This is a genomic window from Bacillus sp. FSL W8-1141 (assembly GCF_038593205.1).
GTDB lineage: Bacteria > Bacillota > Bacilli > Bacillales > Bacillaceae > Bacillus > Bacillus altitudinis.
In genome coordinates this window covers 2792531-2817841 of sequence record NZ_CP151973.1, presented here as the reverse complement: position 1 = coordinate 2817841, position 25311 = coordinate 2792531, and the positions used below count along the sequence as shown (strand labels likewise).

Here is a 25311-nt window from a genome sequence, read left to right as displayed (position 1 = left end):
TGCATCAAGATCGCTCCCTTTTTAAGATTCTGTTAACCGTAAGTCTTCTTCAATTGAATGTTTTCTAAAGTAGTACGTCAGTACAATCACAGTTGCGATGCCTAAAATGAGATAGACAATGGCAAAAAGGATGAAAAGTGTACCGATAGATCCTGATGATGTAACGACTTCAGAGGTTTTGAGCATTCGATAAATCACCCATGGCTGACGGCCTGTACAGGCAAAGATCCAGCCAAATTCAATCGCCAAAAGACTAAGAGGCCCGCCAAATAAATAAAGGACAAGCAGCCATTTTGGATAATGATCGCGTTTTAAAATTTTGCGGTAAAACAGTGCTAACACAGCAAAGAAAATGAGCAATGAGCCGATAATGACCATTCCGTTAAATAATGTGTGAATAAATAAAGGCGGCCACTCGTCCCTAGGAAAATCATTTAACCCTTTAACCACAGTATCAAAGCTATTTCCTGCAAGAAAACTAAGTGCCCAAGGGATTTCGATAGCTCCTTTGATTTCTTGCGTATTGGCATCAGTAAAACCGCCAATGGCCAGAGGCGCATGTGATTGCGTTTCAAATAAACCTTCAGCACCCGCTAATTTTTCAGGCTGATATTCATACAGAAGCTGAGCTGATTCGTGACCGTTTAAGGCTGTGAGAAAAGAGAAAAGTCCACCAACAATCAGTCCAAGAAAAAGGGCTTTTCGATGAAAGGTATAGAGCTTTTCGTTTTTTCTTGTTTTCAACATTTTAAATGCAGCGACAGAAGCAATGACAAAAGCGCCTGTTGTAAAAGCAGACAGTACTACGTGAGTAGCAGTTACAACAAAACTAGGATTGAAAAATGCCTTCCAAGGTTCGATATTCGTTATTTCTCCATTGACCATTTGAAAGCCAGCGGGTGTTCCTTCAAAAGCATGTACGTTTGTAATGAGAATCGCTGAAGCTGCTGCACCAATGACAACGAAAATAACGGTAATGATGCGCATGGCTGGTGATAAACGATCTGCTGCGTACACATAAATAGACATAAATAATGCTTCAATAAAGAAAGCATAAATTTCTATTTGAAATGGCAGTGACATGACTTTTCCGATGACCTCCATAAAACCAGGCCATAGAAGGGCAAGCTGCGTACCAGCAATGGTACCGGTTGGAATGGCAACCCCTAACAGAACAGCCTGCGCTTTTGTCCATCGTTTGGCCATGATGGCATAATGCGGGTCCTTCGTTTTTTGAAAGATGAGTTCAGCTAACAAAATCATTAGCGGGATGCCTACGCCAAGCGAGGCATAAATAATATGGAAGCCCATTGTTGTGCCGAACAGACTTCTAGCTAAAACGAGATCAGTCAATTTTTTCTCCGCCTTTCTTATCGCATCTCTTTTGATGGTGTTTATTATTCTCCACCATTTTTAGATTATTCTTCCTGACTAATAAAGCTTGTTTTTTGACAAGTTGTAAAAGAGGGAGTAGAATATAATTATAAAACGTAATCATTACGTTTTAATGATGAAGGGAGTTTTGACATTGAAAAGAGATATTCATCCAACCTCACATGAAGTTGTATTTATGGACGTAAACAGCGGTTACCGCTTCTTAAGTAGATCAACAAAGACATCACATGAGACCGTAGAGTGGGAAGATGGGAAGACTTATCCTGTCATTAAAGTAGAGACAAGCTCTGATACGCATCCATTTTATACAGGACGCCAAAAATTCGGAGAAAAAGGCGGCAGAGCGGAGCAGTTTAAGAAAAAATACCAAATGTAGACAAAGAAACACACCTGATCATGGTGTGTTTTTTTGTGCAGTAAAAAACCCCGGCTGATCGCACGGGGTTTATGAATTCATTCAACATTTAAAGCTGTTTTTAATGTGTTTAAATTTTGTTTCATTAAGCTGACATAGCTTTCGCCATTTTTAGCATCATCTTCTGTAATGGATTCTAGATTTTTCAGTGTAAGGCTTTTTGCCCCAATTTCACTGCGAATCGTATCTGATACTTTACTGCTGACGTTATTTTCAAAAATGACATACTTGATGTGATGCTTTTCTGCCTGTTGTACGATATTTTCAAGCTGTTTTTGGGAAGGCTCTTCAGAAGCAGAGAGTCCTAGTACACTGATTTGCTCAATGCCATAGCGTTTTTCCCAGTAGCCGTATGCAGCGTGAGAAACAAGAATTTCTTTATGTTCTGCTTTAGATAACGTTGTTTTGAATTCCTGATCTAACGATTGTAATTCTTTTTTTAGTGATTCATAGTTTTTTGTGTATTCGTCTTTATGATCTGGATCTAGTGAAACGAGTGTGTCTTTAATGTTTTTTGCCATTTGCTGTGCATAAACAGGGTCTAGCCATGCATGGGGATCTTTATCTCCGTGGTCGTGTCCATCATGGTCATGATCTTCACCTTCATGATCGTGATCATGGTCCTCCCCTTCTTCATGAGCATGTTCTTCTTGTGTTGATAATAGCTTGATGCCTTCGGCTGCTTTCACTGTTTTCACGCCTTGGTCTTTTAACGTAGAAGCCGTTTTATCAGCAAATGCTTCAGCACCTGTTCCGCTGTAAATAAAGGCATCTCCTTCAGCCATTTCAACCATCGTTTTTGAACTTGGTTCAAAGCTGTGTGCATCTGCATTGGCAGGGTACACACTTTGAGCGTTCACGTGAGAGCCGCCAATTTTTTCAGTGAAATCTTGAATAGGGAAGATCGTCGTGTAAATGGTTAATTTCCCGTCTGCTTTTCCTTTTGAAGCATTTGTCCCCGCACTGCTTGAGCAAGCGGCAAGACCGACCGCTAATAAAGCAGCTGTTAAAATAAAAAAGATTTTTTTCATCTAAGAATGTCTCCTCTCAACCTATTAGATAGAAATGATTACGATTTAATGTCCTGAGTTATTGTATCGTAATAATTACGATTTGAAAAGAGGAAAATAAAAAATTTTCATCAGAAGATGTTTCCTCTAAAAAAATAGACGTCAAAACGTGACGAAATTTAAAACATTGTGCTATATTTATTTTTAAAAAAAGAAAAAGGAATGGACAAACTTATGAAACTTTTAGACGAAATCATCGAATATAACCAACAATTTATTGAAGAGAAGCGATATGAAGAGTTTACAACAACGAAGTTTCCACAGAAAAAAGCTGTCATTCTATCATGTATGGATACAAGACTTGTTGAACTGCTTCCACGCGCCATGAACATGAAAAATGGCGATATTAAAATTGTCAAAAGTGCTGGCGCTCTTGTTTCTCACCCATTTGGAAGTATTATGCGAAGCATTTTAGTGGCTGTTTATGAATTGAATGCTGACGAGGTGTACGTCATTGGGCATCACGATTGCGGGATGAGTAAAATAGACAGCGAAACACTCTTAAATAAAGCCATTGAGCGTGGTATTCCAGAAAAACGGATTGAAGTACTGGAATACTCAGGAATCGATTTTCAACAGTGGCTCAAAAGCTTTAGCTCAGTTGAAGAAAGTGTGAAAGACAGTGTATCTGTCGTTAAAAATCATCCGCTTCTTCCATCTGATGTGCCTGTACATGGTCTTGTCATTGATCCTGGGACAGGTAAGCTTGACTTAGTTGTCAATGGTTATGAAGAAAAGTAAGTTATTTTTCCTTTTTAGGCGGGACCGGATCCATGCCTCCAGGATGCAGCGGGTGACATTTTAAAATTCGTTTAATCGTGAGCCAGCCGCCTTTTAAAGCGCCATGCGTTTTGATCGCCTCTAGCCCGTAGTTTGAGCAAGTGGGGTAAAACCTGCAGCTCGGCGGTGTTAGAGGGGAAATGCATTTTTGATAAAAGCGAATGATGCCGATAAAAATTTGTTTCATAGAGGTTCCTCCTTGTCTGTCTTTTCACAGTATAAGAAAAAAGGACAAGGAAGGGAAGTTTTATAAACTAAACTGGTCGGAACAATATGTTATAATATAGGAAATTGCAATTATAGGAGTGGTGATTAATGCCTTCAGTTGAAAGCTTTGAACTTGACCATAATGCTGTAAAAGCACCTTACGTTCGTCATTGCGGCGTTCATAAAGTGGGATCAGATGGGGAAGTGAACAAATTTGATATCCGTTTTTGTCAGCCAAACAAGCAGGCAATGAAACCTGATACGATTCATACATTAGAGCATTTACTTGCGTTTAATATTAGAACACACTCAGAGAATTACGATCATTTTGATATCATTGATATTTCTCCAATGGGCTGCCAGACTGGCTACTATTTAGTTGTCAGCGGTGCACCGACACCAAGAGAGATCGTTGAACTGCTTGATGCAACATTCAAAGATGCAGTGGAAGTAACAGAAATTCCTGCTGCAAATGAAGAGCAGTGCGGTCAAGCGAAGCTTCATGATCTTGAAGGAGCAAAACGTTTAATGCGTTTCTGGCTGTCTCAGGATCAAGAAGAGCTATTAAAAGTATTTGGATAATCAGTAAGATGATGAACCGGACATATTGAATGTCCGGTTTTTTATATGAAATGAAACGAGAGCTGTTAAAATAGGGGATATTTGTTAAAATGGACATGTCAGTAAAAAAAGGGGGATACACGAATGTGGAAAATGGTAGGAATCATTTTGATGCTCGCATTACTTAGTGCATGTGGAAACTCGGCAGCGAGCAATGACAAGGGAGAAGTGCCTGAGCTATTAGAAGTCAAACTAACAGGGCCGGAGCAAGTGGAGAAAAATGAAAACGTTATCGTAAAAGCAGCTGTCACATATGGTGATACGCCTGTTGATGATGCAGATGATGTTCAATTTGAAGTGTGGAAAGATGGCGACAAGGATAACAGCAAGATGATTCAGCCAAAGAAAGAGAACAAAGGTGTATATGAATTGCATACAGCTTTCAAACAAGATGGCCTTTATATCATACAAGTCCATGTGACAGCTAAACAGCAGCATAATATGCCGAAGACAAACATCCATGTAGGTGATGTGAAAAAAGAGAGTTCATCTACTGAAGAAGAAGATACCTCACATCATTGAAAGCGGTTTTATTTTGGGTTAGGACGTTGGTTTGGTTCAGCATCCTGTGGTGAATCGACTTTATGCTTGTAATCATAAGCCTTTGATGTCGTCCACAGTGATAAAAAGACAACGATTGAGATAATGATAAAGCTGATAATCCCAAGTAAAAGCATCTAACTCCCTCCTTATTTCCATATTAACATATATTTCATGCGGTCAAAATAGAAGAAAATGATGGCAGGTTTCAGTATAATAAAAAAAGGGTAATCCCATACTAAACGCAACTACATAAGGAGGAATCAACATGTCTGAAAAATTATTAAACGTCGTCAATAAACAAGTAGCAGATTGGACTGTGCTTTACGTAAAATTACATAACTATCACTGGTATGTAAAGGGAAAAGATTTCTTTACACTCCATGAAAAATTCGAAGAATTATATACAGAAACAGCCACTTATATCGATGATTTGGCTGAGCGTATGCTCGCATTAAATGGACAACCTGTTGCGACAATGAAAGAGTGCTTAGAAATTTCTAGCATTCAAGAAGCGGAAGGCAATGAATCAGCCGAGCAAATGGTGAAAAATTTGTATGATGATTTCTCTAACATTGCAGAAGAACTCAAGAAAGGTATGGAGCTGGCTGCAGAAGTTGGCGATGAAACAACAGGTGATATGCTGCTTGCGATTCATCAATCCATTGAAAAACACAACTGGATGCTAAAAGCATACTTAGGATAAGCGAATGTGAAAGGAATGTCGATCATCAAACAGATCGGCATTCTTTTTTTGTGGATTTGTGACAGACAGCCCATTGAATTGATGGGGCTTTCAGCCGAAGAGAAAAGGGAAGGGAGGGGAGAAGATGTCCTCAATTGCAGGAATGATGAGCCAGCAAGTGGCGAGTATTCAAAAAACACTTAATATCAGTTTGTTGAATTCACAGCTTGCCACGAACACAGCCCAAGCCATGGTGATGCTCGATCAAGTGCAGCAGCAGCCTCAAGCTGTTCAGCCCAAAGATTCAGACGCTACGTTTATTGATGTCAGAGTTTAACCAAGAAAGCCGCCGTCACAGGCGGCTCTTTTTATGCGCTTCACGAATTTTTTGAACAGCTGACCATGCCTTTATTTTTTGTCGTCCAAGCTATTCATCAAATGCGGCATATACTATTGAGGTAAGAAGTTCCACTATGAAAGGATGTTGATGCCAAGTGAGCAAGGATTTAGGCATCTTTTCGTTGTTTACAGTCAGTTTGTCGGCAATGGGCTTTCTGTTTGGTGGAGCAGGATATTTACTCATGATATTAGTGACACTCATGGCTATAGAATTAATTTGTTCAAGCCTAAGAGAATCTGTGACTGGACAACTTACGATGAAGCGTTTTTTGACCAGGCTTGTTCGAAAGGTTGTGACGATCTCTTTAATATCCATGGCACATTTCTTCGATGTCATGCTGAAGACTGGGGGGACAATTAAGGATTTAGCGCTCATCTTTTATATTATTTATGAATCGTACCAGATTGTCTCAACAGCCAGAGCTCTCGGAATTCCCATTCCACAGTTGTTTATTGATGTGTTAGACATGATTAAAAATAAATTGCGCAAAAAGCCGTAATTTCTTCATATCTGGTCATACTAAAGGAAAAAGGATGAATCAGATGGAGACACACACATACTATGTATCCGTTCAAGACGGATCAATCTCACAGCACAGAGACGCGGCTGCTTGGCAATTTCAGATAGAAGCAGATGATGACCAAATCTTGCAGTTAAGAGAGTATTTTGATGAACAGTATATGACAGATTGGAAAGGTTTCTTTCGGGCGCATGTTCCATTTCTTGAATATCATTATGATAGTCCAAACGACGAAATGGACAGGAAAAGAAAAGAGATTTACTCGATGATTCATGATCTCGGTAACGAAGAGACAAAGAACTTTATTGAGACCAATGGACTGATGAATTGAAAAAGCATGTAGACAAACCCTCGCATCCTTTGTCAGGTGCTCATGAATGTCAAATTCGCTCCGCGCCAGTACTCGTTTTTCCTAGACTGCAAAGGTTTTCTATCACGCTGAAAAGAAGACAAAAGGCTAAAAGAAAGTTCATTTTAGCCTTTTGTCAACGATCTGAAAGTATGTAGAGACATTCTACATGCTTTTATTTTCGAGGCTGTAAGATACCGCCGATTAGATCACTGATTCCGCCTCTATTTTCCTGCTGTGAGTTGGTGATTTCGTGTGAGGTACTCTGACTCTGGGGTTTGTACCGGTTATCATCTATCCCGACCCGCATTCCAGATGTTCGTTCAGATGGCTGGATAATCACAATTTGGTCCTGTTCATGAAATTCAAACAAGTAGGATTCGCCTGATGTTTGTCCAATGAACGTTTTCCAGTTCACATCTAATTTGACTTTCGGTGCTTTGCCCGTCCAAGCGACAATGGCGTCAGGATCTACACGGCAAGGTGCTTTTAAAATCAGCGGGTTTCCATTTGTTTTGATGGCAACCTGCGCCCCGTGACCTTGATACGAGAGCTTTGAAGTAAACAGCCCTTTCTGTGATAAAATCCCAACGCCTACTGGTGTCACGCCATAGTGACATTCTTCAGTAAAGGCAAGTAAATCTTCACTTTCCACGCTAACATGTTGCCAAGGACCGTTCGGCTCAAGATTGATGACGGTCACATGCTCGCTAGAATCAGCCAAGTAGCAAGTGCCTTGTCCACTCACTTCCATCATCTCAAGGTTTTCACCTGTTAATTTTCTGCTAATATGATTAAATACTTGGCTGACCATATTACCTTTATTCGTCCCAAGTAATCGTTTACGGTATTGAAATGTACCTTGATCGGCAATCATCGCGCCTTTTTTGGCAAAAAAGATCCCGCTGCCTTCTGCTTGTAAGGTCAATTCTTCGATCGTGTTGAAATGAAATCCCATTTGTGCCAGCTCCTTTTCTTTGTCAAGATGTGAATCCGTAGATGCGGCATAGGTCGTTTAAATCAAGGGTCGTACCTTGTCCGGTAGCGGTGATTTTCCATTCGTTCTCAACTCTCGTTAGTTCAGCACAAATGATGGATGTACAAAATGAATAATCCTCTGTTAACTGAAAGGTACAAATCTCCTGTTGTGTGATTTGATCTGCAAGGCGCAAGTAGGCATTGGTCACCTGTCCAAAATGATGTGCCCGCTCGTGTGCATCATGTATCGTGGCTGTTACGACGATTTTCTGAATATCGGGTGAGACTCTGCTCAGTTGCATAATGATGATCTCATTATCCCGATGGCCTCCGCCGACCTGATGATCACCTAGATGGCGAACAGCTCCATCTAAGCTTTGCTGCTGATGATAATAGATCAGGTGTTTTGGAGACAGAAGCTTGTCCTCTTCATTTAAGAGAAACACTTGCGTATCTAAATCAATTGGCTGACCAGATAAGTCCCAGCCAAGTCCGATATGAATTTGATCTACATTTGGATTGTCTTTTGTTAAATCTAACTTTTGTCCTTTCATGAGGTGTTTCTTCACTGCCTCAAGAGAAGCGTCTTCTTTCTCATGTGGCCTCATTGGCCATGCTTTGTTATTTTCTTGTTTTGATCCATTTGTGATGCTCATGTTGGTTTCCTCCTCGTCTGTGTAGGACAAACACTTATTGATTTACGTCATCATGGGCAAAAGGTTTCATGATTAAAATGGGATGAGGATGGAGATGATAAAAAGGTTTTAGCAAGAATACTTATTTTACATACAGACGAGATAGAAGCACTTGTTTGTTTCACTTTTCATAAAAATTCTTCAGAGAAATGTGATCTGTGGTATGATGTTTTACAAGAAGCAAGGACAGGATATGAGGGATTTCACATGCATGTATTTAAAGACTATTATCATAATACGGTCAAGCTCTCTTTTGAAGAGCAGCCTTTTTCAAGTCATCCTAAGCATGTTTGGGCTATTTGCCGCTATCAAGGAAAATGGCTACTTACAGAACATGAGGATCGAGGCTACGAGTTTCCAGGAGGGAAAGTAGAGCCAAATGAAGAAGCAGATCAAGCCGCTATACGAGAGATTCACGAAGAGACGGGTGCTGTTGTTCGTGAATTAACGTATATTGGTCAATATCAGGTGCTGGGCAGAGAGAAAGTCATTGTCAAAAATATTTATTTCGCCGATATTGAAAGGCTCGTCAAGCAGGACACGTATTTTGAAACGAAAGGACCCGTTCTTTTCGCAGACTTACCAAGATCCATCGCAAAAAATAAAAATTTCAGTTTTATTATGAAAGATGATGTGTTAAGGCAAAGTATGGCTTATTTAGAAAAGAACGGTTTAATTCGTTAAAAAAGCGTAGGGAAATGACCCTGCGCTTTTTATTTTTGCAGAAAACGGCGTTCCAGCCATTCAACAAGCTGATACATGATGGTGGCGAAGACGGCGATAATGAAAAGACTTAAGAACACGAGTGTAAAGTTGAAGACTTGAAAGCCATAGATGATCATATAGCCGAGTCCTTTTGAGGAAACAAGGAATTCTCCCACAATGACCCCAACCCAAGAAAGACCAACATTGACCTTAATGGCAGAGATCATCGTTGGAATACTTGCTGGTAAAATGACCTCACGGAAGACCGTTCTTTTTTTCGCGCCAAAGGTTTTCATGACTTTTAAATAATTCTCATCGACTTCTTGAAAGGCTGTATAAATGACGATGGTGGTAATGATCACACTGATAATGGCACCCATCGCGACAATGCTGATCATGCCTGGTCCAAGGGCAACAATTAAAATGGGGGCGAGAGCGACTTTCGGCATCGCATTTAAAATAACCAAATAAGGATCAAGTACATTTGCAAGACGGGTGGACCACCATAAGGCGGCGGCTAATAAAATGCCGCAAAAAGTACCAAGTAGAAAGCCGAGCACTGTTTCAAATAGCGTAATGCTCATATGATTAATTAATGAACCATCTGATAATTTTTGTACAAACAATTGGCAGACGGCAGATGGTGAACTGAAAATGAGCGGGTCAATCAGTCTGAAATGGCTCGCAAGCTCCCAAAGTGAAAAGAAACTGGCGAAAATGATCAACTGGTAGACTCGTGTCATGCGTTTTTCCATTCGAACTTTTTTTCGATAGGCTTCATGTAAAAGATCACTGTGTTTCAACTGTCTTCAGCTCCTTCCAAATCGTTTGAAAGAGCTCTTGGAAACTTGCTGTCTGTCTCGCTTCAAAAGGAGAGAGCGTCCTCAGATCATCGGGAACGGTAAACATTCGCTGGATAGAGCCGGGATGCTTTGAGAATAAGAAAATGCGATCACTCATCGCAATGGCTTCGCCGATGTCATGCGTGACAAGAACAGCCGTTTTTTGGTAGTTTTTTAATGTGTGAAAGACGAGGTCTTCTAATGTCAGTTTCGTCTGGTAATCTAGTGCTGAAAATGGCTCATCTAGCAGAAGCAGGCCGGGATCAACTGCAAGCGTTCGGGCGAGAGCCGCACGCTGCCTCATCCCGCCTGACAGCTCCTTCGGGTATTTTTCTTCGACATCATTGAGTCCAAGCTTTGGCAGTAAGCTAAGGGCAGCTGAGGTGGCTTCATGTGAATCTTGTTTTGCAATTTTTAACCCGAGAATGACATTTTCCTTGATCGTTTTCCATGGGAACAAATAATCTTGCTGGAGCATATAACCGATTTGATGCTCCTGTTGATTCGGTTCTTTTCCTTCGATTAAAATTCGACCTTCAGAGGGTGGCGTAATGCCTGCGATGATGGAAAGCAAGGTTGTTTTCCCGCAGCCGCTAGGACCAATAAATGAGATGAATTCACCTTGAGTGATCTCCATATTGATGTGCTGTATGGCCGTTGTTTTTTCTTTTAAAGAGAAGTACGTGTGGGTCACATGGTCAATTTGAAGGAAAGACATGTGCTACCTCCTGTTCTATTTGTGATCTGTGACCTTCTTGGCAATGGATGAATCGACAAGTTGTTTGTACGGGATAAATTCCGGTAGTTCACCACTTGCCTTCATGATTTCCTGTAATTTGTTCCATTCCTCTTCATTTAGAAGGGGATCTGTTGCATAGGAGTTCTGCTGTTTGTAGCGTTTGATAGCTGTTGATAAGACATCAAGGTCTGTATCAGGAAATTGAGATTGGATTGTCTTGGCAATCTCCTCTGGGCTCTTTGCTTTGACCCATTTTTGCGCTTTGTAAATGGCACGGGTAAAGGCTTCAGCTGTCTCTTTGTTTTCTTCTAAGTAACTCTTCTTTGCCATAAAGGTGGTATAAGGCACCTTGCCGGAAGCCTCACCAAAGGAGGCGGTAATGTACCCTTTGCCTTCTTTTTCAATTAAGGAAGCTGTCGGTTCGAATAACTGCACAAAATCGCCAGTTCCAGAGGAAAAAGCACCTGAAATGTTGGCAAAATCAATATTTTGAATCATGCGAAGATCTTGTTTCAAATCAATGCCTTCTTTTTTCAGGACATATTCACCGACCATTTGCGGCATGCCGCCTTTCCGTTGTCCGAGAAAGTCTTTTCCTTTCAATTGATCCCAAGAAAATTGATTGATTTTTTCCCTTGAAACAAGAAATGTACCGTCTGTTTGTGTCAGCTGTGCAAAGTTCATGACAGAGTCTTTCGTGTCTTGTGCTTCCACATAAATAGAAGATTCAGATCCGGTCAGAGCGATATCAGCGCCGCCAGATAAGAGAGCTGTCATTGTTTTATCGCCGCCCCAAGTGGTTTTTAATTCAACCTCTAAGCCTTCATCTTTGAAAAATCCTTCGGATAGGGCGACATAAAGCGGTGCATAAAAGACCGAATGGGTCACCTCGGCTACTTGTACGGTCTGCTCTTGGTCTTTTTTACAGGCGACAAATGGAATAAAGAGCAGGACAACGAATATGAATGCCAGTCTGACTTTAATGGAACGATTCAAGAGTAATTCGCCTCCTTTGTTCTAGATCACTAATTAAAGTATGTCAAAAGGGATTTTTGGTGAGTGCCTAGATGAAATAAGAAGCGCATTGTTTATTTATAGAACGTGTCTTTTTTTCTATACTAGAAGCATGAATGCTTTCTTGAATTTGGCAGAAATAAAGGAGCGGTTTCGTGTATAGATTGAGTTGGGTATTTGTTGGTTGGTATGTAGTAGGTCTTATTTTAATGGTCTTTTTTGAAGTGCCGGCATGGCTTCAGTTTGCGAATGGTATCTTTCTTGTGCTTTATGCCTGCTGCGTCATTGAGATTGGCCGAAATATTTACGGGGCATGGAGCTTTGTGATCGTAAGAGCAGCCATTGTGGGTGTGTTGACGTTTACAGTTGAATGGGTGGGGATCACAACTGATTTTCCATTTGGGGCCTATGATTATTATCCGACACTTGGATTTCTTGTGGCGGGAGTGCCTTTGACGATCGCTTTTGCATGGGTTGGTGTGTTTTTAAATAGTCTTTTTTTATCAAGACAACAATCGAAGTGGAAACGAGCCGTCGAAACGGGTATATGGATTGTACTGCTTGATCTCATATTAGATCCGGTAGCGGCTGAACGAAAGTTTTGGGTGTGGTATGACGGCGGAGGTTTCTTTGGTATCCCTTTTGAGAATTTTGTCAGCTGGGGTATCATTGGAGCAGGACTTTCATTTCTGTTCCCGCTCGTATCAATTGATCAGCAGGCATTGCGCTGGAATGGGCGTATTTATCAGGCCATGGTGTTCTTCTTTGGTCTTTTAGCATTAAAGGGCGGGCTGGATGTCATTTTTTATTTAGCACTGATCATTGTCATCTTGTGTGAAGGAAGGGTTCGATTTGAAAGAAAGCGACAAAAACCGATCGTTTAGACGACTCTTTTATTTTTATCTTGAACGATATTTACTGAACAAACATTTTCGCTGTGTCATGATGAAAGGTACGGTTGACCCAAAGGAGAAGCATCCTGTTCTTTATCTTGCTAATCACAGTTCATGGTGGGATGGACTGATCATTTTTCTTTTAATAGAACAAATGTCTGAGCTGGATCATGCCATGATGATGGAAGAGAAGCAGTTGAAGCAATATGCTTTTTTTCAAAAACTTGGTGCATTTCCAGTTCATAAAGAGAAGCTGAAAAGTGTCAAGCAGGCATTAATGACCGCAAAGGAGAAGATGGAGGCTGGCGGGGCTGTGTGGCTCTTCCCGCAGGGGAAAATTATGCACCAAGACATAAGGCCGCTTGAACTGGAAGGCGGAGCTTCTTTTTTAGTCAGGCAATTTGAGCAGGTCGTCATCAAACCTGTGACGCTGCATTATACATTTAATCAATTTCAAAAACCGACGGTATCGGTTGAATTTGGAGAAGATGTCCTAGTAGCTGGCCGATCACTTCGGAGTAAGGAAGTAACAAGTTTACTCGGAGACCTGCTTGAAACACAGTTAAACGCACATCAAGCACAGGTTATTGCTGATCCAGATTTTTCAACAAACGAACATTTTAGGCAGGTGACAAGGACAAGCCGGTCAACTAGTGATGCGTTTGATTCCTTTAAAAAGTGGGTGAAAACATGGCGATCTTCTTAATTGTCATCAGTGTTTTGCTGCTCTGCCAATTGATGTTTACGATTTGGAATATGAAGCAATTTCCTGTACTCAAGCCGGCATCTCTTTCACCTGATGAACCCATTTCATTATCGGTTCTCATTCCAGCGAGAAATGAAGAAAAACGGCTGGAAGCCTGCCTTCAGTCGATTGTTGATCAGCGTCTCCATCCGAAAGAGTTGATCGTGCTGGATGATCACTCGACAGATCAGACGAGAATGATTGCAGAGGGCTTCGCAGAGACATATCCATGGATTCGCGTGCAGTCAGGTCAAGTATTGAAGCGTGGCTGGCTTGGAAAATCATATGCTTGTTCCCAGCTTGCTGAGGCAGCATCTTCTGATTGGCTGTTATTTTTAGATGCAGATGTCCGCTTAAAACAAGGAGCTATTGAAGCGGTGTACAAGCAGTTATGCATACAAAAAACGGGCATGCTTTCAGGTTTCCCAGAGCAAAAAACGGGAACGCCTTTTGAGCATCTTGTCGTTCCTATGATGATGTTTACGATTGGCTGTCATCTGCCAGTGAAGTGGGTCAGAACATCTCAACATCCTGCTTTTGCCGCAGCACATGGCGGCTTTATTGCCATTGAAAAGAACTGTTATCACGAAATAGGTGGTCATGAAGCGATCAAGGATTCTCTTGTGGATGATATGGCTTTGGCTAAACGAGTGAAAGCGAAGGGCTTTCCGTTCACACTGGCAAGTATTCATTCTTTTGTCTACATGAGAATGTATGAGAGTGGACAGGAAGTATGGGAAGGATATCGGAAAAATTTGTTCCCGGGAGTGAATCGAAACATTGCTTTGTTAAGCAGTGTCTTTTGTTTATACTCCGTCCTTTATGTAGTTCCTGTTATTTGCTTTATGATCGCACTAATTCATTTTGATGTGGTCAATCTCTGTTTAGCCCTTCTTTGCTACGGGCTGGGTGTATCCATTAAAGCGGTCATTGATATCGAAAATGGAAGAACGTCTACGATGGCCTTTTTATTGCCTGTCAGTATCATGAGCCTGATTGCCATTGGTTTTGCTTCTATGAAAATTGGGCTGAAAAAAGAAGGCTATGAATGGAAAGGAAGAAGGTACGAATGAAAAAAGTGATCATTATTGGCGGCGGACTTGGCGGGTTATCGGCTGCGATTCGCTTACAGTCACGCGGTTTCCAGGTCACCATTTTAGAAAAAGAAGCTTCTTTAGGCGGGAAATTACAACGCCATCAAGCGTCTGGCTACTCTTTTGATTTAGGACCGAGTACCATTACAATGAAGGCGTATTTTGAGGAAGTATTTACCTCCTGTCATAGACGAATGGAGGATTATGTGACGTTTTATCCGATATTCCCCCTTACTAAAAATGTTTTTTCAGATGGACATACGGTCGAGTTTACGCCAGATATTGAGCAAATGGAATCACAAATTGCAGTTTTTAGTCCAGAGGATGCACAGCAATACCGGGCATTTTTACAGGAATCGAAGAAGCTTTTTCAAATGGCAGAGGATCAGTTTTTAAATCGTTTATTATTGACCTGGAAGGATAAAGCGGATGTCAAGCTAATGAAAGCCCTTCTTGCTGTCAAACCTTTTACATCTGTTCAGCGTTTGCTACGTCAATATTTTCGTCATCCTCATACATTGGCGATGTTTGGCCGGTATGCGACTTACATTGGCTCTTCTCCATACGAGGCACCTGCTATTTTTAATATGATGGCTTATTTAGAAGGAGAAAAAGGCATTTATGGTATTAAGGGCGGTACGCATCGTTTAGTTGAGGCATTTGAGACACTGGCAAAGGAATTGGGTGTCCGAATTCATCTCAATGAACCAGTCAAAAAGATTCATGTAAAGAATAAGCGAATCCAAGGAGTTGAAACAGATCACCAGTTATATGAGGCAGATCAAGTCATTGCGGGGGCAGATGCACTGACTGTTTATCGCCAATTAATTGATGAAGAAGACCGCCCGAGCTTTGGAAATCAAAAACTGGCAAACATTGAGCCATCGTTATCAGGTTTTGTTCTTTTGTTGGGCGTCCCTAAAGTCTATGAACAACTGTCTCATCACAACGTGTTTTTTCCAGAGAATTATGAACAAGAATTCAAGGATATTTTTCAGAAAAAACAGCTTCCTCATGATCCGACGCTTTACATCTGTTATTCAGGTCATTCAGAGCCAGCTTTAAGCGGAGGGCCAGGAAGAAGTAACTTGTTTGTATTAGCCAATGCGCCATATGTGACAAAAGAGCAAAATTGGGACATGCTAAAGGAGACATATGGCCAGCATATGAAAACAAAACTAAAGGAAAAGGGTCTCTTTGATCTTGACCAGCTTGTAGAATTTGAAGCGGTACAAACCCCGCTTGATTTGCAGCAAAAAACGGGAGCGTATCATGGGGCCATTTATGGCATGTCGTCAAACTCGTTCAAGCAGGCATTTTTTCGCATCAATAATCAATCAAAGGATATTGAAGGACTTTGGTTTGTTGGGGGCACAAGTCATCCAGGCGGCGGCACTCCGATGGTGACAAAATCAGGACAGCTCGTCGCAGAGGCCATTATCAAGCATTTGACGTAACACCGAATGAAAAGGAGAGAATTCAAGTGATTGTGGAAAAGAGAAGGTTCCCGTCGCCACATCCGCATATTCACTTATATACAGTGACATATGAGGCCGATGGACTTCGGATGAAGGGGCTGCTCGCTGAACCGGCAGGAGAAGGTCTCTATGACGGTTTTTTATATTTACGGGGCGGCATTAAAAATGTGGGAATGGTTAGACCTGGCCGAATTGTGCAATTTGCTGCGCAAGGGTTTGTCGTCTTTGCGCCCTTCTACCGAGGGAATCAAGGAGGCGAAGGGAACGAGGATTTTGCCGGAGAAGACCGGAAAGATGCATTTGCTGCATTTCAGCTGTTGAAACATCATCAAAAGGTGAAGCAGGAGCGCATTCATATCTTTGGTTTTTCCCGCGGCGGAATTATGGGCATATGGACCGCTGTTGAAATGAAGCATGAGGCCGCTTCCTTTGTGACATGGGGAGGCGTAAGTGATATGAAGCTCACCTATGAAGAACGTGTGGATATGAGAAGAATGATGAAGCGTGTGATAGGAGGTCCTCCGCATAAGGTACCAGAAGCATATGAGGCTAGAACGCCTTTGAATCATGTGCACCAAATTGAAGCACCTGTCCTAATCATTCATGGGGAGCTGGATGAGAATGTATCCATTGAGCATGCGTATTTATTAGAAGATGCACTGCGTCAGCATGGCAAGTCTGTGGAAACATGGTATTTTCACGGATATCATCATTATTTCCCGCCACAGCATAACCGGGAGATTGTCAGACGGCTGACGACATGGATGCACAGCCGAAAAGGCGGAAATGTGGTAAAATAAACGGTAGAAAGAAATATAGAAAGTAGGGGGATTTTCATTATGGGAATGCCTGTTGAATTTAATACAATGATTGTCACAAAAGGAAAAGAGACAAGAATTGAAGAAAATGTGTTTGAGCTCATGAAGGAAGGGTACCGCATTTATCCATTAAATATTCCGCTTGAGGTGCGTAAAACGAAAGACGGAGAAAAAACGGGAACAGCACATGTTGAAAAGCTGGAGCTCACAGACAATATCACGAAGGTGACGTACCGTCTTGTGTCATTACATTCAACGAACTAAAAAAGCTGAGGGATTCATTCCCTCAGCTTTTTCCTTTTGATTAGACGAGTGGTCCGCCTTTTGCTTCAATATCACTTGCTGCATGGCTGAATTTTTTGAAGTTCTTTTTAAATTCATTTGCAAGGAAGTTTGCTTTTTCTTTGTAAGCCTCTTGATCGTCCCATGTTTTAGCAGGCTGAAGCACTTCATCTGGCACTCCTGGAATATGAAGCGGGATGTGTAATCCGAAGATGTCGTCAGTGATCATTTCAGCGTTGTCAAGATCGCCTTCGATCGCTGCCTGCACCATTGCTCTTGTATGAGCAAGATTCATTCGTTTGCCCGTACCGTAGCCGCCGCCAGTCCAGCCTGTATTCACAAGGAATACTTTTGCGCCGTGCTCATCGATTTTTTTACCAAGCATTTCAGCATAGACATGAGCAGGAAGTGGCAAGAATGGTGAACCAAAGCAAGTAGAGAACGTTGTTTCTGGTGACGTCACACCACGCTCAGTTCCCGCTAATTTACTTGTGTAACCGCTCAAGAAGTGGTACATCGCCTGTTCTTTCGTTAAACGGCTGATTGGAGGTAAAACGCCGAATGCATCAGCTGTTAAAAAGACGATGGCAGATGGGTGACCTGCAATACTTGGTTTCACGATGTTATCAATCATTTCGATTGGGTAAGCCGCACGTGTATTTTCAGTAAAGAATGTGTCATCATAATCTGCTTCACGTGTTTCTTCATCAAGTACTACATTTTCAAGCACTGATCCGAAGCTGATGGCTTTGTAAATTTGTGGTTCTTTTTCTTCACTTAAGTTCACACATTTTGCATAGCATCCGCCTTCAATATTGAAGACACCTGTGTTAGACCAACCGTGCTCATCGTCTCCAATCAGCTTGCGGCTTGCACTTGCAGAAAGCGTCGTTTTTCCAGTACCTGAAAGGCCGAAAAATAAAGCAACATCGCCTTCTTGACCGACGTTAGCAGAGCAGTGCATTGATAAAATATCTTGTTCAGGAAGCAGGTAGTTCATAACAGAGAAAATGGATTTTTTCATCTCACCTGCATATTCTGTTCCACCGATCAGAATCGTCCGTTTTTCAAAAGAAACGATAATAAACGTTTCAGAGTTTGTGCCATCTGTTTCAGGATCTGCTTTAAAGTGAGGTGCAGATAAGATGGTGAAAGGTTTTTCGTTTGATGATGGTGTTGATCCATCAGGTCTGATGAATAGTTGCTTTGCAAAGAGATTGTGCCAAGCGAATTCATTTACAACTGTAATTGGCATACGGTATTTTTCGTCAGCACCGGCAAAACCATCAAAGACAAATAGTTCATCACGTTCTTTTAAGTATGACACAACCTTTGTATATAAACGATCAAATGCCTCTTTCGAGATCGGCTGATTCACTTGACCCCAATCAATTTTATGTTCAGAGTTTTCTTCTTTTACGATGAATTTATCTTTAGGCGAACGTCCAGTGTAGGCACCCGTTGTTGCGCGGACAGCACCAGTTGAAGTTAAAACGCCTTCATTACGTGCCAAAATCTTTTCAACAAGTTTCGGAACAGATAAATTTTGGTGCGTATTTTCTAATGAGAGCAATGACTGCAAATCTTCTTTTAAATCCACTGAGTTCATAAAAAAACCCTTCCTTTACCGTTGAATTTGTTTGTTTTGATTAGTATAACACATTGATAATAATAGTCTATACTATTTAAACATTTTTGTGTGTGTTTTTTCATTTCTGCTATGAAAATATGCTTTTTGGTGATGCTAATGATGAGGTGAAAAAAAGGGGAGATAATTCCTATGAACCATTGACATGACGCAAGGGTTTAAGATAAGATATCTTATTGAACGGATACTCTTATCCCGAGTTGGTGGAGGGACAGGCCCGATGAAGCCCAGCAACCGGTTTCTTATGAAAAAGGCATGAACATGCTGAGAAACCAAGGTGCTAACCTGATGCAAGGTACAAGAACACCTTGAGCGATAAGAGTGAAAGGCATGCGATCTCAGACCCTTTCCTCGCAATGAAGGAAATGGTTTTTTTATTTTTGGGATATCATATGAACAAATTGCCAATAACATCTCTAATATAAACATGTTGAAATATAAGAGGGAACGAGTTCCGTATCATATTGGAGGCCTCATCTTGGGATGATGTGGTCTTGTACAGGAGGAAATAGCCATTATGAGTCAAAATCGTCGTTTATTTACTTCAGAATCAGTGACCGAAGGACATCCAGATAAAATCTGTGATCAAATTTCAGACAGCATTTTGGATGAAATTTTAAAGAAAGATCCAAATGCACGTGTTGCCTGTGAAACTTCTGTAACAACCGGTCTCGTATTAGTAAGCGGTGAGATTACAACGTCTACTTATGTCGACATTCCAAAGACGGTGCGTGACACGATTAAGGAAATTGGCTACACACGTGCGAAATATGGTTTTGATGCGGAAACATGTGCGGTTCTTACATCAATTGATGAACAGTCTGCTGATATTGCGCAAGGTGTAGACAAAGCGCTTGAAGCACGTGAAGGAACAATGACTGAAGAAGAAATTGATGCGATCGGTGCAGGTGACCAAGGTTTGATGTTTGGTTTTGCAAACAACGAAACTGAAGAGCTTATGCCACTGCCGATTTCTCTTGCACATAAATTATCTCGCCGTTTAACAGAAGTACGCAAGAATGAAACACTTGCATACCTTCGTCCAGACGGAAAAACTCAAGTAACAGTTGAATATGATGAACAAAACAAACCAGTTCGTATTGATACGGTGGTTATTTCTACACAGCATGCACCAGAAGTGACGCTTGAACAAATTCAAAGCGACTTAAAAGAGCATGTCATCCGCCCTGTCGTTCCAAGTGAACTGATCGATGAAGAAACAAAATACTTCATCAACCCAACAGGCCGCTTTGTTATCGGTGGACCTCAAGGGGATGCTGGTTTAACTGGACGTAAAATCATCGTTGATACTTATGGCGGGTATGCTCGTCACGGTGGCGGTGCTTTCTCTGGTAAGGATGCAACGAAGGTTGACCGTTCTGCAGCATATGCGGCTCGCTATGTAGCGAAAAACATCGTAGCAGCTGGTCTTGCAGATTCATGTGAAGTACAGCTTGCTTATGCAATTGGTGTTGCACAGCCTGTCTCCATTTCAATTGATACATTTGGAACAGGAAAAGCCTCTGAAGAGAAATTAATTGAAGTGGTACGTGCAAACTTTGATCTTCGTCCAGCTGGCATTATTAAAATGCTTGACTTACGTCGTCCGATCTATAAACAAACCGCTGCATACGGACACTTTGGCCGTCATGACTTGGATCTTCCATGGGAAAAAACGGATAAAGCCGACACGCTTCGCAAGGAAGCATTAGGAGAATAACAACATACAAAACCGCTTATTTTAAGCGGTTTTCCTTTTGATTAAAAAAAATTCTACAAAAAGCGTAAAAATGTGAAACAAAATTGGACAAAATACTGTCTAATTATAGGTCTACTTTTAAGAAATAACATAACGTGGAGGCAATAATATGTGTGGGTTTGTTGGTGTATTTAATCACCGTCCATTGTCCGAAACTACTGAGCAGGAAGAGTTAATTAAGCAAATGAATCGTCTCATCGTTCATCGAGGTCCGGATGATGAGGGGTACTTTCATGATGAGCATGTAGGATTTGGATTTAGACGTTTAAGTATTATAGATGTTGAACACGGAAAGCAGCCGCTTTCTTATGAAGATGAAAAATATTGGATTATTTTCAACGGAGAAATTTATAACTATGTGGAGCTGAAAGAAGAGCTTGTGAAAAAAGGCTATACGTTCAGCACAGATTCTGATACGGAAGTCCTTCTTGCCACATATCGCCACTATAAAGAAGAAGCGGCATCGAAGCTTCGCGGGATGTTTGCATTTTTAATTTGGGATAAAGAAGCGCAGTTATTATATGGCGCAAGAGATCCTTTCGGCATTAAACCGCTCTATTTTACACAATTGGATGACCAAGTGTACTTTGCTTCTGAACGCAAAAGCTTAATGGCTGTGAATGAGAACATTTTATTTGATGAGACTGCTTTGCAGCAGTACATGTCTTTTCAGTTCGTTCCTGAGCCAAATACACTTGATCAAAAAGTGCACAAAGTCGAGCCAGGTCATCAGTTTACACTGCGTCCAGGCCAAGACATTGCATTTAAGACTTACTGGAAAGTTCAATTCAAACCTGAACAAACACAAGAGCAGAAATTAGTAGAAGAAGTACGTGATGCTATCTATGATTCTGTAAAAGTCCACATGAGAAGTGATGTGCCTGTTGGTTCATTCCTATCAGGCGGGATCGATTCTTCTTTCATCGTGTCGGTCGCAAAGGAATTTCACCCTGAACTGAAGACATTCTCTGTTGGTTTCCAGCAGGATGGATTCAGTGAGGTAGATGTAGCAAAAGAAACAGCTGATAAGCTGGGATTGCAAAACTTTAGTGCTGTGATTTCTCCTGAGGAATATATGAATGAGCTTCCAAAGATCGTCTGGCATTTAGATGATCCTTTGGCTGATCCAGCGGCGATTCCATTGTATTTCGTGGCAAAAGAAGCGAAAAAACAAGTCACAGTTGTTCTTTCAGGTGAGGGAGCAGACGAGCTGTTCGGTGGATATAATATTTACCGTGAGCCGCTATCTCTAAAGCCTTTTGAATCTGTACCATCCATGCTGAAAAAGCTTCTTCTTCGTCTGGCTCGTTTAATGCCAGAAGGAATGAAAGGGAAAAGCTTTATCGTTCGCGGCTGTACGCCATTAGAGGAACGTTATATCGGCAATGCGAAAATCTTTGAAGAGCCAGTGAAGAAAAACCTCTTAAAGCAGTATGATCCGAACATCACGTATCGTGACGTGACGAAAACATACTTCGAGGAAAGTGCAGGCTACAGCGATATTAACAAAATGCAATATGTTGATATCCATACGTGGATGCGCGGGGATATCCTGCTGAAAGCAGATAAGATGACAATGGCGAATTCTCTTGAGCTTCGTGTTCCATTCCTTGATAAGGTCGTATTTGAAGCAGCTTCTAAAATTCCAGAAGAGTTGAAAACGAAAGACGGCACAACGAAATATTTATTGCGTAAAGCAGCAGAAGGCATTGTGCCGGACCATGTGTTAAACCGTAAAAAACTAGGTTTCCCTGTTCCAATTCGTCATTGGCTGAAAAATGAGATGAACGCTTGGGCGAAAGATATCATTAAAAACAGTCAGACAGATGAATACATTAACAAGGCATATGTTCTTGATTTATTAAATGATCATTGTGCTGGAAAAGCAGATCATAGCCGTAAGATTTGGACTGTCCTGATCTTTATGATCTGGCATAGCATCTATGTAGAGCGCAGCATTGATCCAGAGCAGTTGAATCACCAGCCGAAAGAAGTTATTTTTAGCTAATGAAAAAGGTTTTCAGCTTTGTGCTGAAAACCTTTTTTGTCATGATAGAAAGTAGTGGAAAAGGGTAAAATAACAAGCGGTACACAGTTATTGCTTAATATCCTGAAAAAAACATGATAAAGTGAAGATACATGTATGATGTTAACGCGATAAAAGGGAACGATAGTATTGTCCTTTTTCTACATATTCTCTGCGGATACGATCCATGTCTTGGATATCTTCATCTGTTAACTGGCGAACGACTTTGGCTGGACGGCCAAAAGCGAGTGAACCTTTTGGGATGACTTTTCCTTGCGGGACAAGGCTACCTGCACCAATAAAGGCTCCTTCGCCAATTTCCGCACCATCGAGAATGATGGAACCCATGCCAATGAGGGCATTTTTTCGAATGATAGAGCTATGTAATGTGACTTGGTGTCCAATGGTAGCACCATCTTCAATAAGAAGTGTTTTTCCAGGACTTTGATGCAGACAGGATAAGTCTTGAATGTTGACGTTTTTTCCAATTCTCACAGGAGCTACATCGCCTCTAATGACCGTTTGGAACCAAACGCTTGAATATTCTCCAATTGTGACATCACCTGTAATGGTGGCGTTTTCTGCAATAAAGACCGATTCATGAATCTCAGGTGTAAACTGATGATATGGATAAATCACTTTTTCGACTTCCTTTCTTAATACAACATTTGTGAGGTGTTTACTTTGTGGACTTGGCATGCTGAAAGACCGGTTGGTACAATTGTCATTGTACATGGTGCTAGTGAATATCATGGCCGATATAAATGGCTGATCGAAATGTGGCGAAATGCAGGCTATCACGTCGTCATGGGTGACCTGCCTGGGCAAGGGACATCGACACGTGCGAGAGGCCACATTCGTTCTTTTCAAGAATACATTGATACAGTGGATGAATGGATTGAACATGCGAAGTCGTTCAGACTTCCGACATTTTTACTTGGACATAGTATGGGGGGACTGATTTCGATTGAATGGTTCAAGCAGTATACCCATACGAAGATTGATGGCCTTATTTTATCATCACCTTGTTTAGGTCTGCAATTTAAACCGAAGAAGCTGATGGATTTTGCGTCAAAAGGGCTAAATGTGCTGGCGCCGTCTTTTAAAGTCGAATCTGGGCTGTCGATCGAACTTGCTACACGGAATCAAGATGTGATAGAGGCAGATTCCAATGATTCGCTTTATGTGACGAAGGTGTCGGTTCGCTGGTATCGAGAACTGGTGAAAAATATCGATGCGGCGATGCAGCCAACGAATGTCTTTCGGTCGATTCCACTCCTGCTCATGCAGGCAGGCGATGACAAGATTGTAGATAAAACAAGAGTGATGAAATGGTTCAATGGCATTGAATCAACCAATAAATCATACCGTGAATGGGAAGGGCTTTATCATGAAATTTTTAATGAGCCCGAGCGAGAAGATGTGTTTAAGGCGGCAAGAGCCTTTACTGATCAATATATTTGATTGTGAGCTTAAGTTGGGGGTGGATTGATTTGTCAGTACCAGAACGTCCTTTTGCACTGATGACGAAGGTGTATAAAGATATTTTTCCGCTAGTTCATCAGGAGCTAAAAAAGTGGCGGGCGCATGCAGAAATGATTGAAAATGAAGAACTGAGAACGCAGGCACTAGCGAGCATATCCAGTAAAACCTTTCACTGTGAAGGCGGGGGAATTTTATCTCTTCTTGCAGGTGAAGCGAAGGAAACGTGTATTGAATTCATTGTGGCGTACCAAACGATTAGCGATTACTTAGATAACTTGTGTGACCGCAGTACATCACTTGATCCAAAGGATTTTCATATGCTGCATCAAGCGATGAGAGATGCACTCGATATTCATGCGGAGCTTAAGCCGTATTATCAATTCCGTGATGATCAAGAGGATCATGGGTACTTGCATGCGCTAGTCAGGACGTGCCAAGATGTGCTGTCACGTCTAGCGCATTATCCGATCATTCAGCCCTATTTACATACGCTGTGTGATTATTATAGTGATTTACAAGTACATAAGCATGTGGTTCCTCATGAGCGTGAACCTCGATTAGAGTCATGGTTCCGCCAGTATGAAAAGGATTTACCAAAGATGGAGTGGTATGAGTTTTCCGCATGTGCAGGATCAACGCTGGGTATTTTCTGTCTTGTGGCTTATGCACTGCAGCCTGATTTTACAGAGAAGCAGGCGAAGCAAATTTACGAAAGTTATTTCCCTTATATCCAAGGTCTGCACATCTTACTGGACTATTTAATCGACCAAGAAGAGGACAGGTTGGAAGGCGATTTGAATTTTTGCTCGTACTACAACTCTCATCATGAGATGATGGATAGACTACAGCATTTTATTGAAAAAGCGGATGAACAGCTGAAAGGCATTCCACACGAGAATTTTCACAAACTAATCAATAGAGGGTTACTTGCGGTCTATTTGTCTGATGAAAAAGTGACAGCTCAAAAAGAGATGAACAAGCTGGCAAAGCGGTTGATCAAATCAAGCGGGAAAACATCGTTCTTTTTCTATATCAATGGCAGAGCCTATCGAACCTATCAGAAAATGCCTTGGATGAAATCTTCTTAACGTATAAAATAAGCTCATCAGCTTGTAGAAAATGTTTTTC

The 25311-nt window shown here is 41.4% G+C and carries 30 protein-coding genes and 1 riboswitch; of the genes, 19 read left to right on the top strand and 11 right to left on the bottom strand.

Going from position 1 to position 25311, the window contains the following annotated elements:
• Positions 1-21: 21 nt before the first annotated feature.
• The gene (locus tag NSQ52_RS14440; RefSeq protein ID WP_017358375.1) at positions 22-1353 is read right to left on the bottom strand and encodes a cytochrome ubiquinol oxidase subunit I; all 1332 of its coding nucleotides are present in this window, start codon (positions 1351-1353) and stop codon (positions 22-24) included.
• 175 nt (positions 1354-1528) lie between these two features.
• Here NSQ52_RS14440 and NSQ52_RS14435 point away from each other — a divergent pair, with 175 nt between their 5' ends.
• Positions 1529-1771: a type B 50S ribosomal protein L31 gene (locus NSQ52_RS14435; RefSeq protein WP_017358374.1), complete on the top strand. Its 243-nt coding sequence runs from the start codon at positions 1529-1531 to the stop codon at positions 1769-1771.
• A 77-nt stretch (positions 1772-1848) separates the two neighbouring features.
• Here the strand turns inward: NSQ52_RS14435 and NSQ52_RS14430 are convergent, their stop codons facing one another.
• Positions 1849-2841 (bottom strand): zinc ABC transporter substrate-binding protein, encoded by a 993-nt coding sequence (locus NSQ52_RS14430; RefSeq protein ID WP_024719324.1) that lies wholly within the window; start codon positions 2839-2841, stop codon positions 1849-1851.
• 213 nt (positions 2842-3054) lie between these two features.
• Here NSQ52_RS14430 and NSQ52_RS14425 point away from each other — a divergent pair, with 213 nt between their 5' ends.
• Positions 3055-3621 carry a carbonic anhydrase gene (locus NSQ52_RS14425; protein WP_017358372.1) on the top strand — a complete coding sequence of 189 codons (567 nt, stop codon included), beginning with the start codon at positions 3055-3057 and terminating at the stop codon, positions 3619-3621.
• A gap of 1 nt (position 3622) precedes the next feature.
• Here NSQ52_RS14425 and yidD read toward each other — a convergent pair whose 3' ends face one another.
• A complete protein-coding gene (gene yidD / locus NSQ52_RS14420) occupies positions 3623-3847 on the bottom strand; it encodes a membrane protein insertion efficiency factor YidD (protein WP_008342933.1) in 225 nt (74 codons plus the stop codon).
• Between the two features lie 128 nt (positions 3848-3975).
• Here yidD and NSQ52_RS14415 point away from each other — a divergent pair, with 128 nt between their 5' ends.
• Positions 3976-4449: an S-ribosylhomocysteine lyase gene (locus tag NSQ52_RS14415; protein ID WP_342473497.1), complete on the top strand. Its 474-nt coding sequence runs from the start codon at positions 3976-3978 to the stop codon at positions 4447-4449.
• A 123-nt stretch (positions 4450-4572) separates the two neighbouring features.
• Positions 4573-5010, top strand: coding sequence for a FixH family protein (locus tag NSQ52_RS14410; protein WP_056705411.1), 438 nt, complete (start codon positions 4573-4575; stop codon positions 5008-5010).
• An 8-nt stretch (positions 5011-5018) separates the two neighbouring features.
• Here the strand turns inward: NSQ52_RS14410 and ytzI are convergent, their stop codons facing one another.
• Positions 5019-5165, bottom strand: coding sequence for a YtzI protein (gene ytzI, locus NSQ52_RS14405; RefSeq protein ID WP_017358370.1), 147 nt, complete (start codon positions 5163-5165; stop codon positions 5019-5021).
• Between the two features lie 131 nt (positions 5166-5296).
• On the opposite strand from ytzI, the gene NSQ52_RS14400 reads away from it, so the two are divergent.
• From NSQ52_RS14400 to NSQ52_RS14385, 4 genes are all read left to right on the top strand, one after another.
• The gene (locus tag NSQ52_RS14400; RefSeq protein ID WP_056705413.1) at positions 5297-5734 is read left to right on the top strand and encodes a Dps family protein; all 438 of its coding nucleotides are present in this window, start codon (positions 5297-5299) and stop codon (positions 5732-5734) included.
• Positions 5735-5858: 124 nt separating this feature from the next.
• Positions 5859-6050: a hypothetical protein gene (locus NSQ52_RS14395; protein ID WP_008342942.1), complete on the top strand. Its 192-nt coding sequence runs from the start codon at positions 5859-5861 to the stop codon at positions 6048-6050.
• A 157-nt stretch (positions 6051-6207) separates the two neighbouring features.
• The gene (locus tag NSQ52_RS14390; protein WP_008342944.1) at positions 6208-6612 is read left to right on the top strand and encodes a phage holin family protein; all 405 of its coding nucleotides are present in this window, start codon (positions 6208-6210) and stop codon (positions 6610-6612) included.
• A gap of 43 nt (positions 6613-6655) precedes the next feature.
• Positions 6656-6964 (top strand): hydrolase, encoded by a 309-nt coding sequence (locus NSQ52_RS14385; protein ID WP_217967891.1) that lies wholly within the window; start codon positions 6656-6658, stop codon positions 6962-6964.
• 193 nt (positions 6965-7157) lie between these two features.
• Here NSQ52_RS14385 and NSQ52_RS14380 read toward each other — a convergent pair whose 3' ends face one another.
• Together NSQ52_RS14380 and NSQ52_RS14375 are read right to left on the bottom strand one after the other, a co-directional pair.
• The gene (locus NSQ52_RS14380; protein ID WP_061419985.1) at positions 7158-7940 is read right to left on the bottom strand and encodes an AIM24 family protein; all 783 of its coding nucleotides are present in this window, start codon (positions 7938-7940) and stop codon (positions 7158-7160) included.
• 22 nt (positions 7941-7962) lie between these two features.
• Positions 7963-8616 (bottom strand): TerD family protein, encoded by a 654-nt coding sequence (locus tag NSQ52_RS14375; RefSeq protein ID WP_268373028.1) that lies wholly within the window; start codon positions 8614-8616, stop codon positions 7963-7965.
• A 246-nt stretch (positions 8617-8862) separates the two neighbouring features.
• Between NSQ52_RS14375 and ytkD the strand changes: the two genes are divergently transcribed.
• Positions 8863-9339, top strand: coding sequence for an RNA deprotection pyrophosphohydrolase (gene ytkD, locus NSQ52_RS14370; protein WP_039168329.1), 477 nt, complete (start codon positions 8863-8865; stop codon positions 9337-9339).
• Between the two features lie 29 nt (positions 9340-9368).
• On the opposite strand, the gene NSQ52_RS14365 is transcribed toward ytkD, so the two are convergent.
• Genes NSQ52_RS14365 through NSQ52_RS14355 form a run of 3 tightly spaced genes read right to left on the bottom strand, consistent with a single transcriptional unit; the run spans position 9369 to position 11937 of the window.
• Positions 9369-10163, bottom strand: a complete 795-nt coding sequence (locus NSQ52_RS14365) for an ABC transporter permease (RefSeq protein WP_007501924.1) — start codon at positions 10161-10163, stop codon at positions 9369-9371.
• Positions 10150-10920, bottom strand: coding sequence for an ABC transporter ATP-binding protein (locus tag NSQ52_RS14360; protein ID WP_008342956.1), 771 nt, complete (start codon positions 10918-10920; stop codon positions 10150-10152). The genes NSQ52_RS14365 and NSQ52_RS14360 overlap by 14 nt, the downstream gene beginning before the upstream one ends.
• A gap of 15 nt (positions 10921-10935) precedes the next feature.
• Positions 10936-11937, bottom strand: coding sequence for an ABC transporter substrate-binding protein (locus NSQ52_RS14355; RefSeq protein WP_024719321.1), 1002 nt, complete (start codon positions 11935-11937; stop codon positions 10936-10938).
• A gap of 173 nt (positions 11938-12110) precedes the next feature.
• Between NSQ52_RS14355 and NSQ52_RS14350 the strand changes: the two genes are divergently transcribed.
• The 6 genes from NSQ52_RS14350 to NSQ52_RS14325 are packed head-to-tail and all read left to right on the top strand — an operon-like array spanning position 12111 to position 17247.
• The gene (locus NSQ52_RS14350; protein WP_017358367.1) at positions 12111-12839 is read left to right on the top strand and encodes a carotenoid biosynthesis protein; all 729 of its coding nucleotides are present in this window, start codon (positions 12111-12113) and stop codon (positions 12837-12839) included.
• A complete protein-coding gene (locus NSQ52_RS14345) occupies positions 12808-13554 on the top strand; it encodes a lysophospholipid acyltransferase family protein (protein ID WP_039168332.1) in 747 nt (248 codons plus the stop codon). The genes NSQ52_RS14350 and NSQ52_RS14345 overlap by 32 nt, the downstream gene beginning before the upstream one ends.
• A complete protein-coding gene (locus tag NSQ52_RS14340; protein ID WP_039168335.1) occupies positions 13539-14666 on the top strand; it encodes a glycosyltransferase in 1128 nt (375 codons plus the stop codon). The genes NSQ52_RS14345 and NSQ52_RS14340 overlap by 16 nt, the downstream gene beginning before the upstream one ends.
• Positions 14663-16144, top strand: coding sequence for a phytoene desaturase family protein (crtI, locus tag NSQ52_RS14335; protein ID WP_039168338.1), 1482 nt, complete (start codon positions 14663-14665; stop codon positions 16142-16144). Before NSQ52_RS14340 ends, crtI begins: the two co-directional genes overlap by 4 nt.
• A gap of 26 nt (positions 16145-16170) precedes the next feature.
• Entirely contained in the window at positions 16171-16965 is a 795-nt protein-coding gene (locus tag NSQ52_RS14330; RefSeq protein ID WP_017367901.1) for a prolyl oligopeptidase family serine peptidase, read from the top strand.
• A 39-nt stretch (positions 16966-17004) separates the two neighbouring features.
• A complete protein-coding gene (locus tag NSQ52_RS14325; RefSeq protein WP_017358362.1) occupies positions 17005-17247 on the top strand; it encodes a DUF2584 domain-containing protein in 243 nt (80 codons plus the stop codon).
• Positions 17248-17287: 40 nt separating this feature from the next.
• Here NSQ52_RS14325 and pckA read toward each other — a convergent pair whose 3' ends face one another.
• Positions 17288-18874, bottom strand: a complete 1587-nt coding sequence (pckA, locus tag NSQ52_RS14320; protein ID WP_007501908.1) for a phosphoenolpyruvate carboxykinase (ATP) — start codon at positions 18872-18874, stop codon at positions 17288-17290.
• Positions 18875-19100: 226 nt separating this feature from the next.
• A riboswitch (SAM riboswitch) is annotated at positions 19101-19235 on the top strand.
• Positions 19236-19430: 195 nt separating this feature from the next.
• Between pckA and metK the strand changes: the two genes are divergently transcribed.
• Together metK and asnB are read left to right on the top strand one after the other, a co-directional pair.
• Positions 19431-20633 carry a methionine adenosyltransferase gene (metK, locus tag NSQ52_RS14315; protein WP_008342973.1) on the top strand — a complete coding sequence of 401 codons (1203 nt, stop codon included), beginning with the start codon at positions 19431-19433 and terminating at the stop codon, positions 20631-20633.
• 148 nt (positions 20634-20781) lie between these two features.
• Positions 20782-22680 (top strand): asparagine synthase (glutamine-hydrolyzing), encoded by a 1899-nt coding sequence (gene asnB / locus NSQ52_RS14310; RefSeq protein ID WP_047945244.1) that lies wholly within the window; start codon positions 20782-20784, stop codon positions 22678-22680.
• A gap of 141 nt (positions 22681-22821) precedes the next feature.
• Here asnB and NSQ52_RS14305 read toward each other — a convergent pair whose 3' ends face one another.
• Entirely contained in the window at positions 22822-23337 is a 516-nt protein-coding gene (locus NSQ52_RS14305; protein ID WP_268360648.1) for a gamma carbonic anhydrase family protein, read from the bottom strand.
• Between the two features lie 45 nt (positions 23338-23382).
• Here NSQ52_RS14305 and NSQ52_RS14300 point away from each other — a divergent pair, with 45 nt between their 5' ends.
• Together NSQ52_RS14300 and NSQ52_RS14295 are read left to right on the top strand one after the other, a co-directional pair.
• On the top strand, positions 23383-24162 hold the full coding sequence (locus tag NSQ52_RS14300; protein WP_019743683.1) for an alpha/beta hydrolase: 780 nt from the start codon (positions 23383-23385) through the stop codon (positions 24160-24162).
• 29 nt (positions 24163-24191) lie between these two features.
• Entirely contained in the window at positions 24192-25271 is a 1080-nt protein-coding gene (locus NSQ52_RS14295; RefSeq protein ID WP_017358359.1) for a tetraprenyl-beta-curcumene synthase family protein, read from the top strand.
• Positions 25272-25311: the final 40 nt, after the last annotated feature.

Bases quoted from the DNA above. Each gene is read 5' to 3' on its own strand.
- NSQ52_RS14325 (WP_017358362.1), top strand. From the start codon at position 17,005: ATGGGAATGCCTGTTGAATTTAATACAATGATTGTCACAAAAGGAAAA.
- NSQ52_RS14340 (WP_039168335.1), top strand. From the start codon at position 13,539: ATGGCGATCTTCTTAATTGTCATCAGTGTTTTGCTGCTCTGCCAATTG.
- NSQ52_RS14425 (WP_017358372.1), top strand. From the start codon at position 3,055: ATGAAACTTTTAGACGAAATCATCGAATATAACCAACAATTTATTGAA.
- ytzI (WP_017358370.1), bottom strand. From the start codon at position 5,165: ATGCTTTTACTTGGGATTATCAGCTTTATCATTATCTCAATCGTTGTC.
- NSQ52_RS14360 (WP_008342956.1), bottom strand. From the start codon at position 10,920: ATGTCTTTCCTTCAAATTGACCATGTGACCCACACGTACTTCTCTTTA.
- NSQ52_RS14375 (WP_268373028.1), bottom strand. From the start codon at position 8,616: ATGAGCATCACAAATGGATCAAAACAAGAAAATAACAAAGCATGGCCA.
- NSQ52_RS14385 (WP_217967891.1), top strand. From the start codon at position 6,656: ATGGAGACACACACATACTATGTATCCGTTCAAGACGGATCAATCTCA.
- NSQ52_RS14410 (WP_056705411.1), top strand. From the start codon at position 4,573: ATGTGGAAAATGGTAGGAATCATTTTGATGCTCGCATTACTTAGTGCA.
- NSQ52_RS14415 (WP_342473497.1), top strand. From the start codon at position 3,976: ATGCCTTCAGTTGAAAGCTTTGAACTTGACCATAATGCTGTAAAAGCA.
- crtI (WP_039168338.1), top strand. From the start codon at position 14,663: ATGAAAAAAGTGATCATTATTGGCGGCGGACTTGGCGGGTTATCGGCT.
- ytkD (WP_039168329.1), top strand. From the start codon at position 8,863: ATGCATGTATTTAAAGACTATTATCATAATACGGTCAAGCTCTCTTTT.
- metK (WP_008342973.1), top strand. From the start codon at position 19,431: ATGAGTCAAAATCGTCGTTTATTTACTTCAGAATCAGTGACCGAAGGA.
- pckA (WP_007501908.1), bottom strand. From the start codon at position 18,874: ATGAACTCAGTGGATTTAAAAGAAGATTTGCAGTCATTGCTCTCATTA.
- NSQ52_RS14395 (WP_008342942.1), top strand. From the start codon at position 5,859: ATGTCCTCAATTGCAGGAATGATGAGCCAGCAAGTGGCGAGTATTCAA.
- asnB (WP_047945244.1), top strand. From the start codon at position 20,782: ATGTGTGGGTTTGTTGGTGTATTTAATCACCGTCCATTGTCCGAAACT.
- NSQ52_RS14430 (WP_024719324.1), bottom strand. From the start codon at position 2,841: ATGAAAAAAATCTTTTTTATTTTAACAGCTGCTTTATTAGCGGTCGGT.
- NSQ52_RS14380 (WP_061419985.1), bottom strand. From the start codon at position 7,940: ATGGGATTTCATTTCAACACGATCGAAGAATTGACCTTACAAGCAGAA.
- yidD (WP_008342933.1), bottom strand. From the start codon at position 3,847: ATGAAACAAATTTTTATCGGCATCATTCGCTTTTATCAAAAATGCATT.
- NSQ52_RS14400 (WP_056705413.1), top strand. From the start codon at position 5,297: ATGTCTGAAAAATTATTAAACGTCGTCAATAAACAAGTAGCAGATTGG.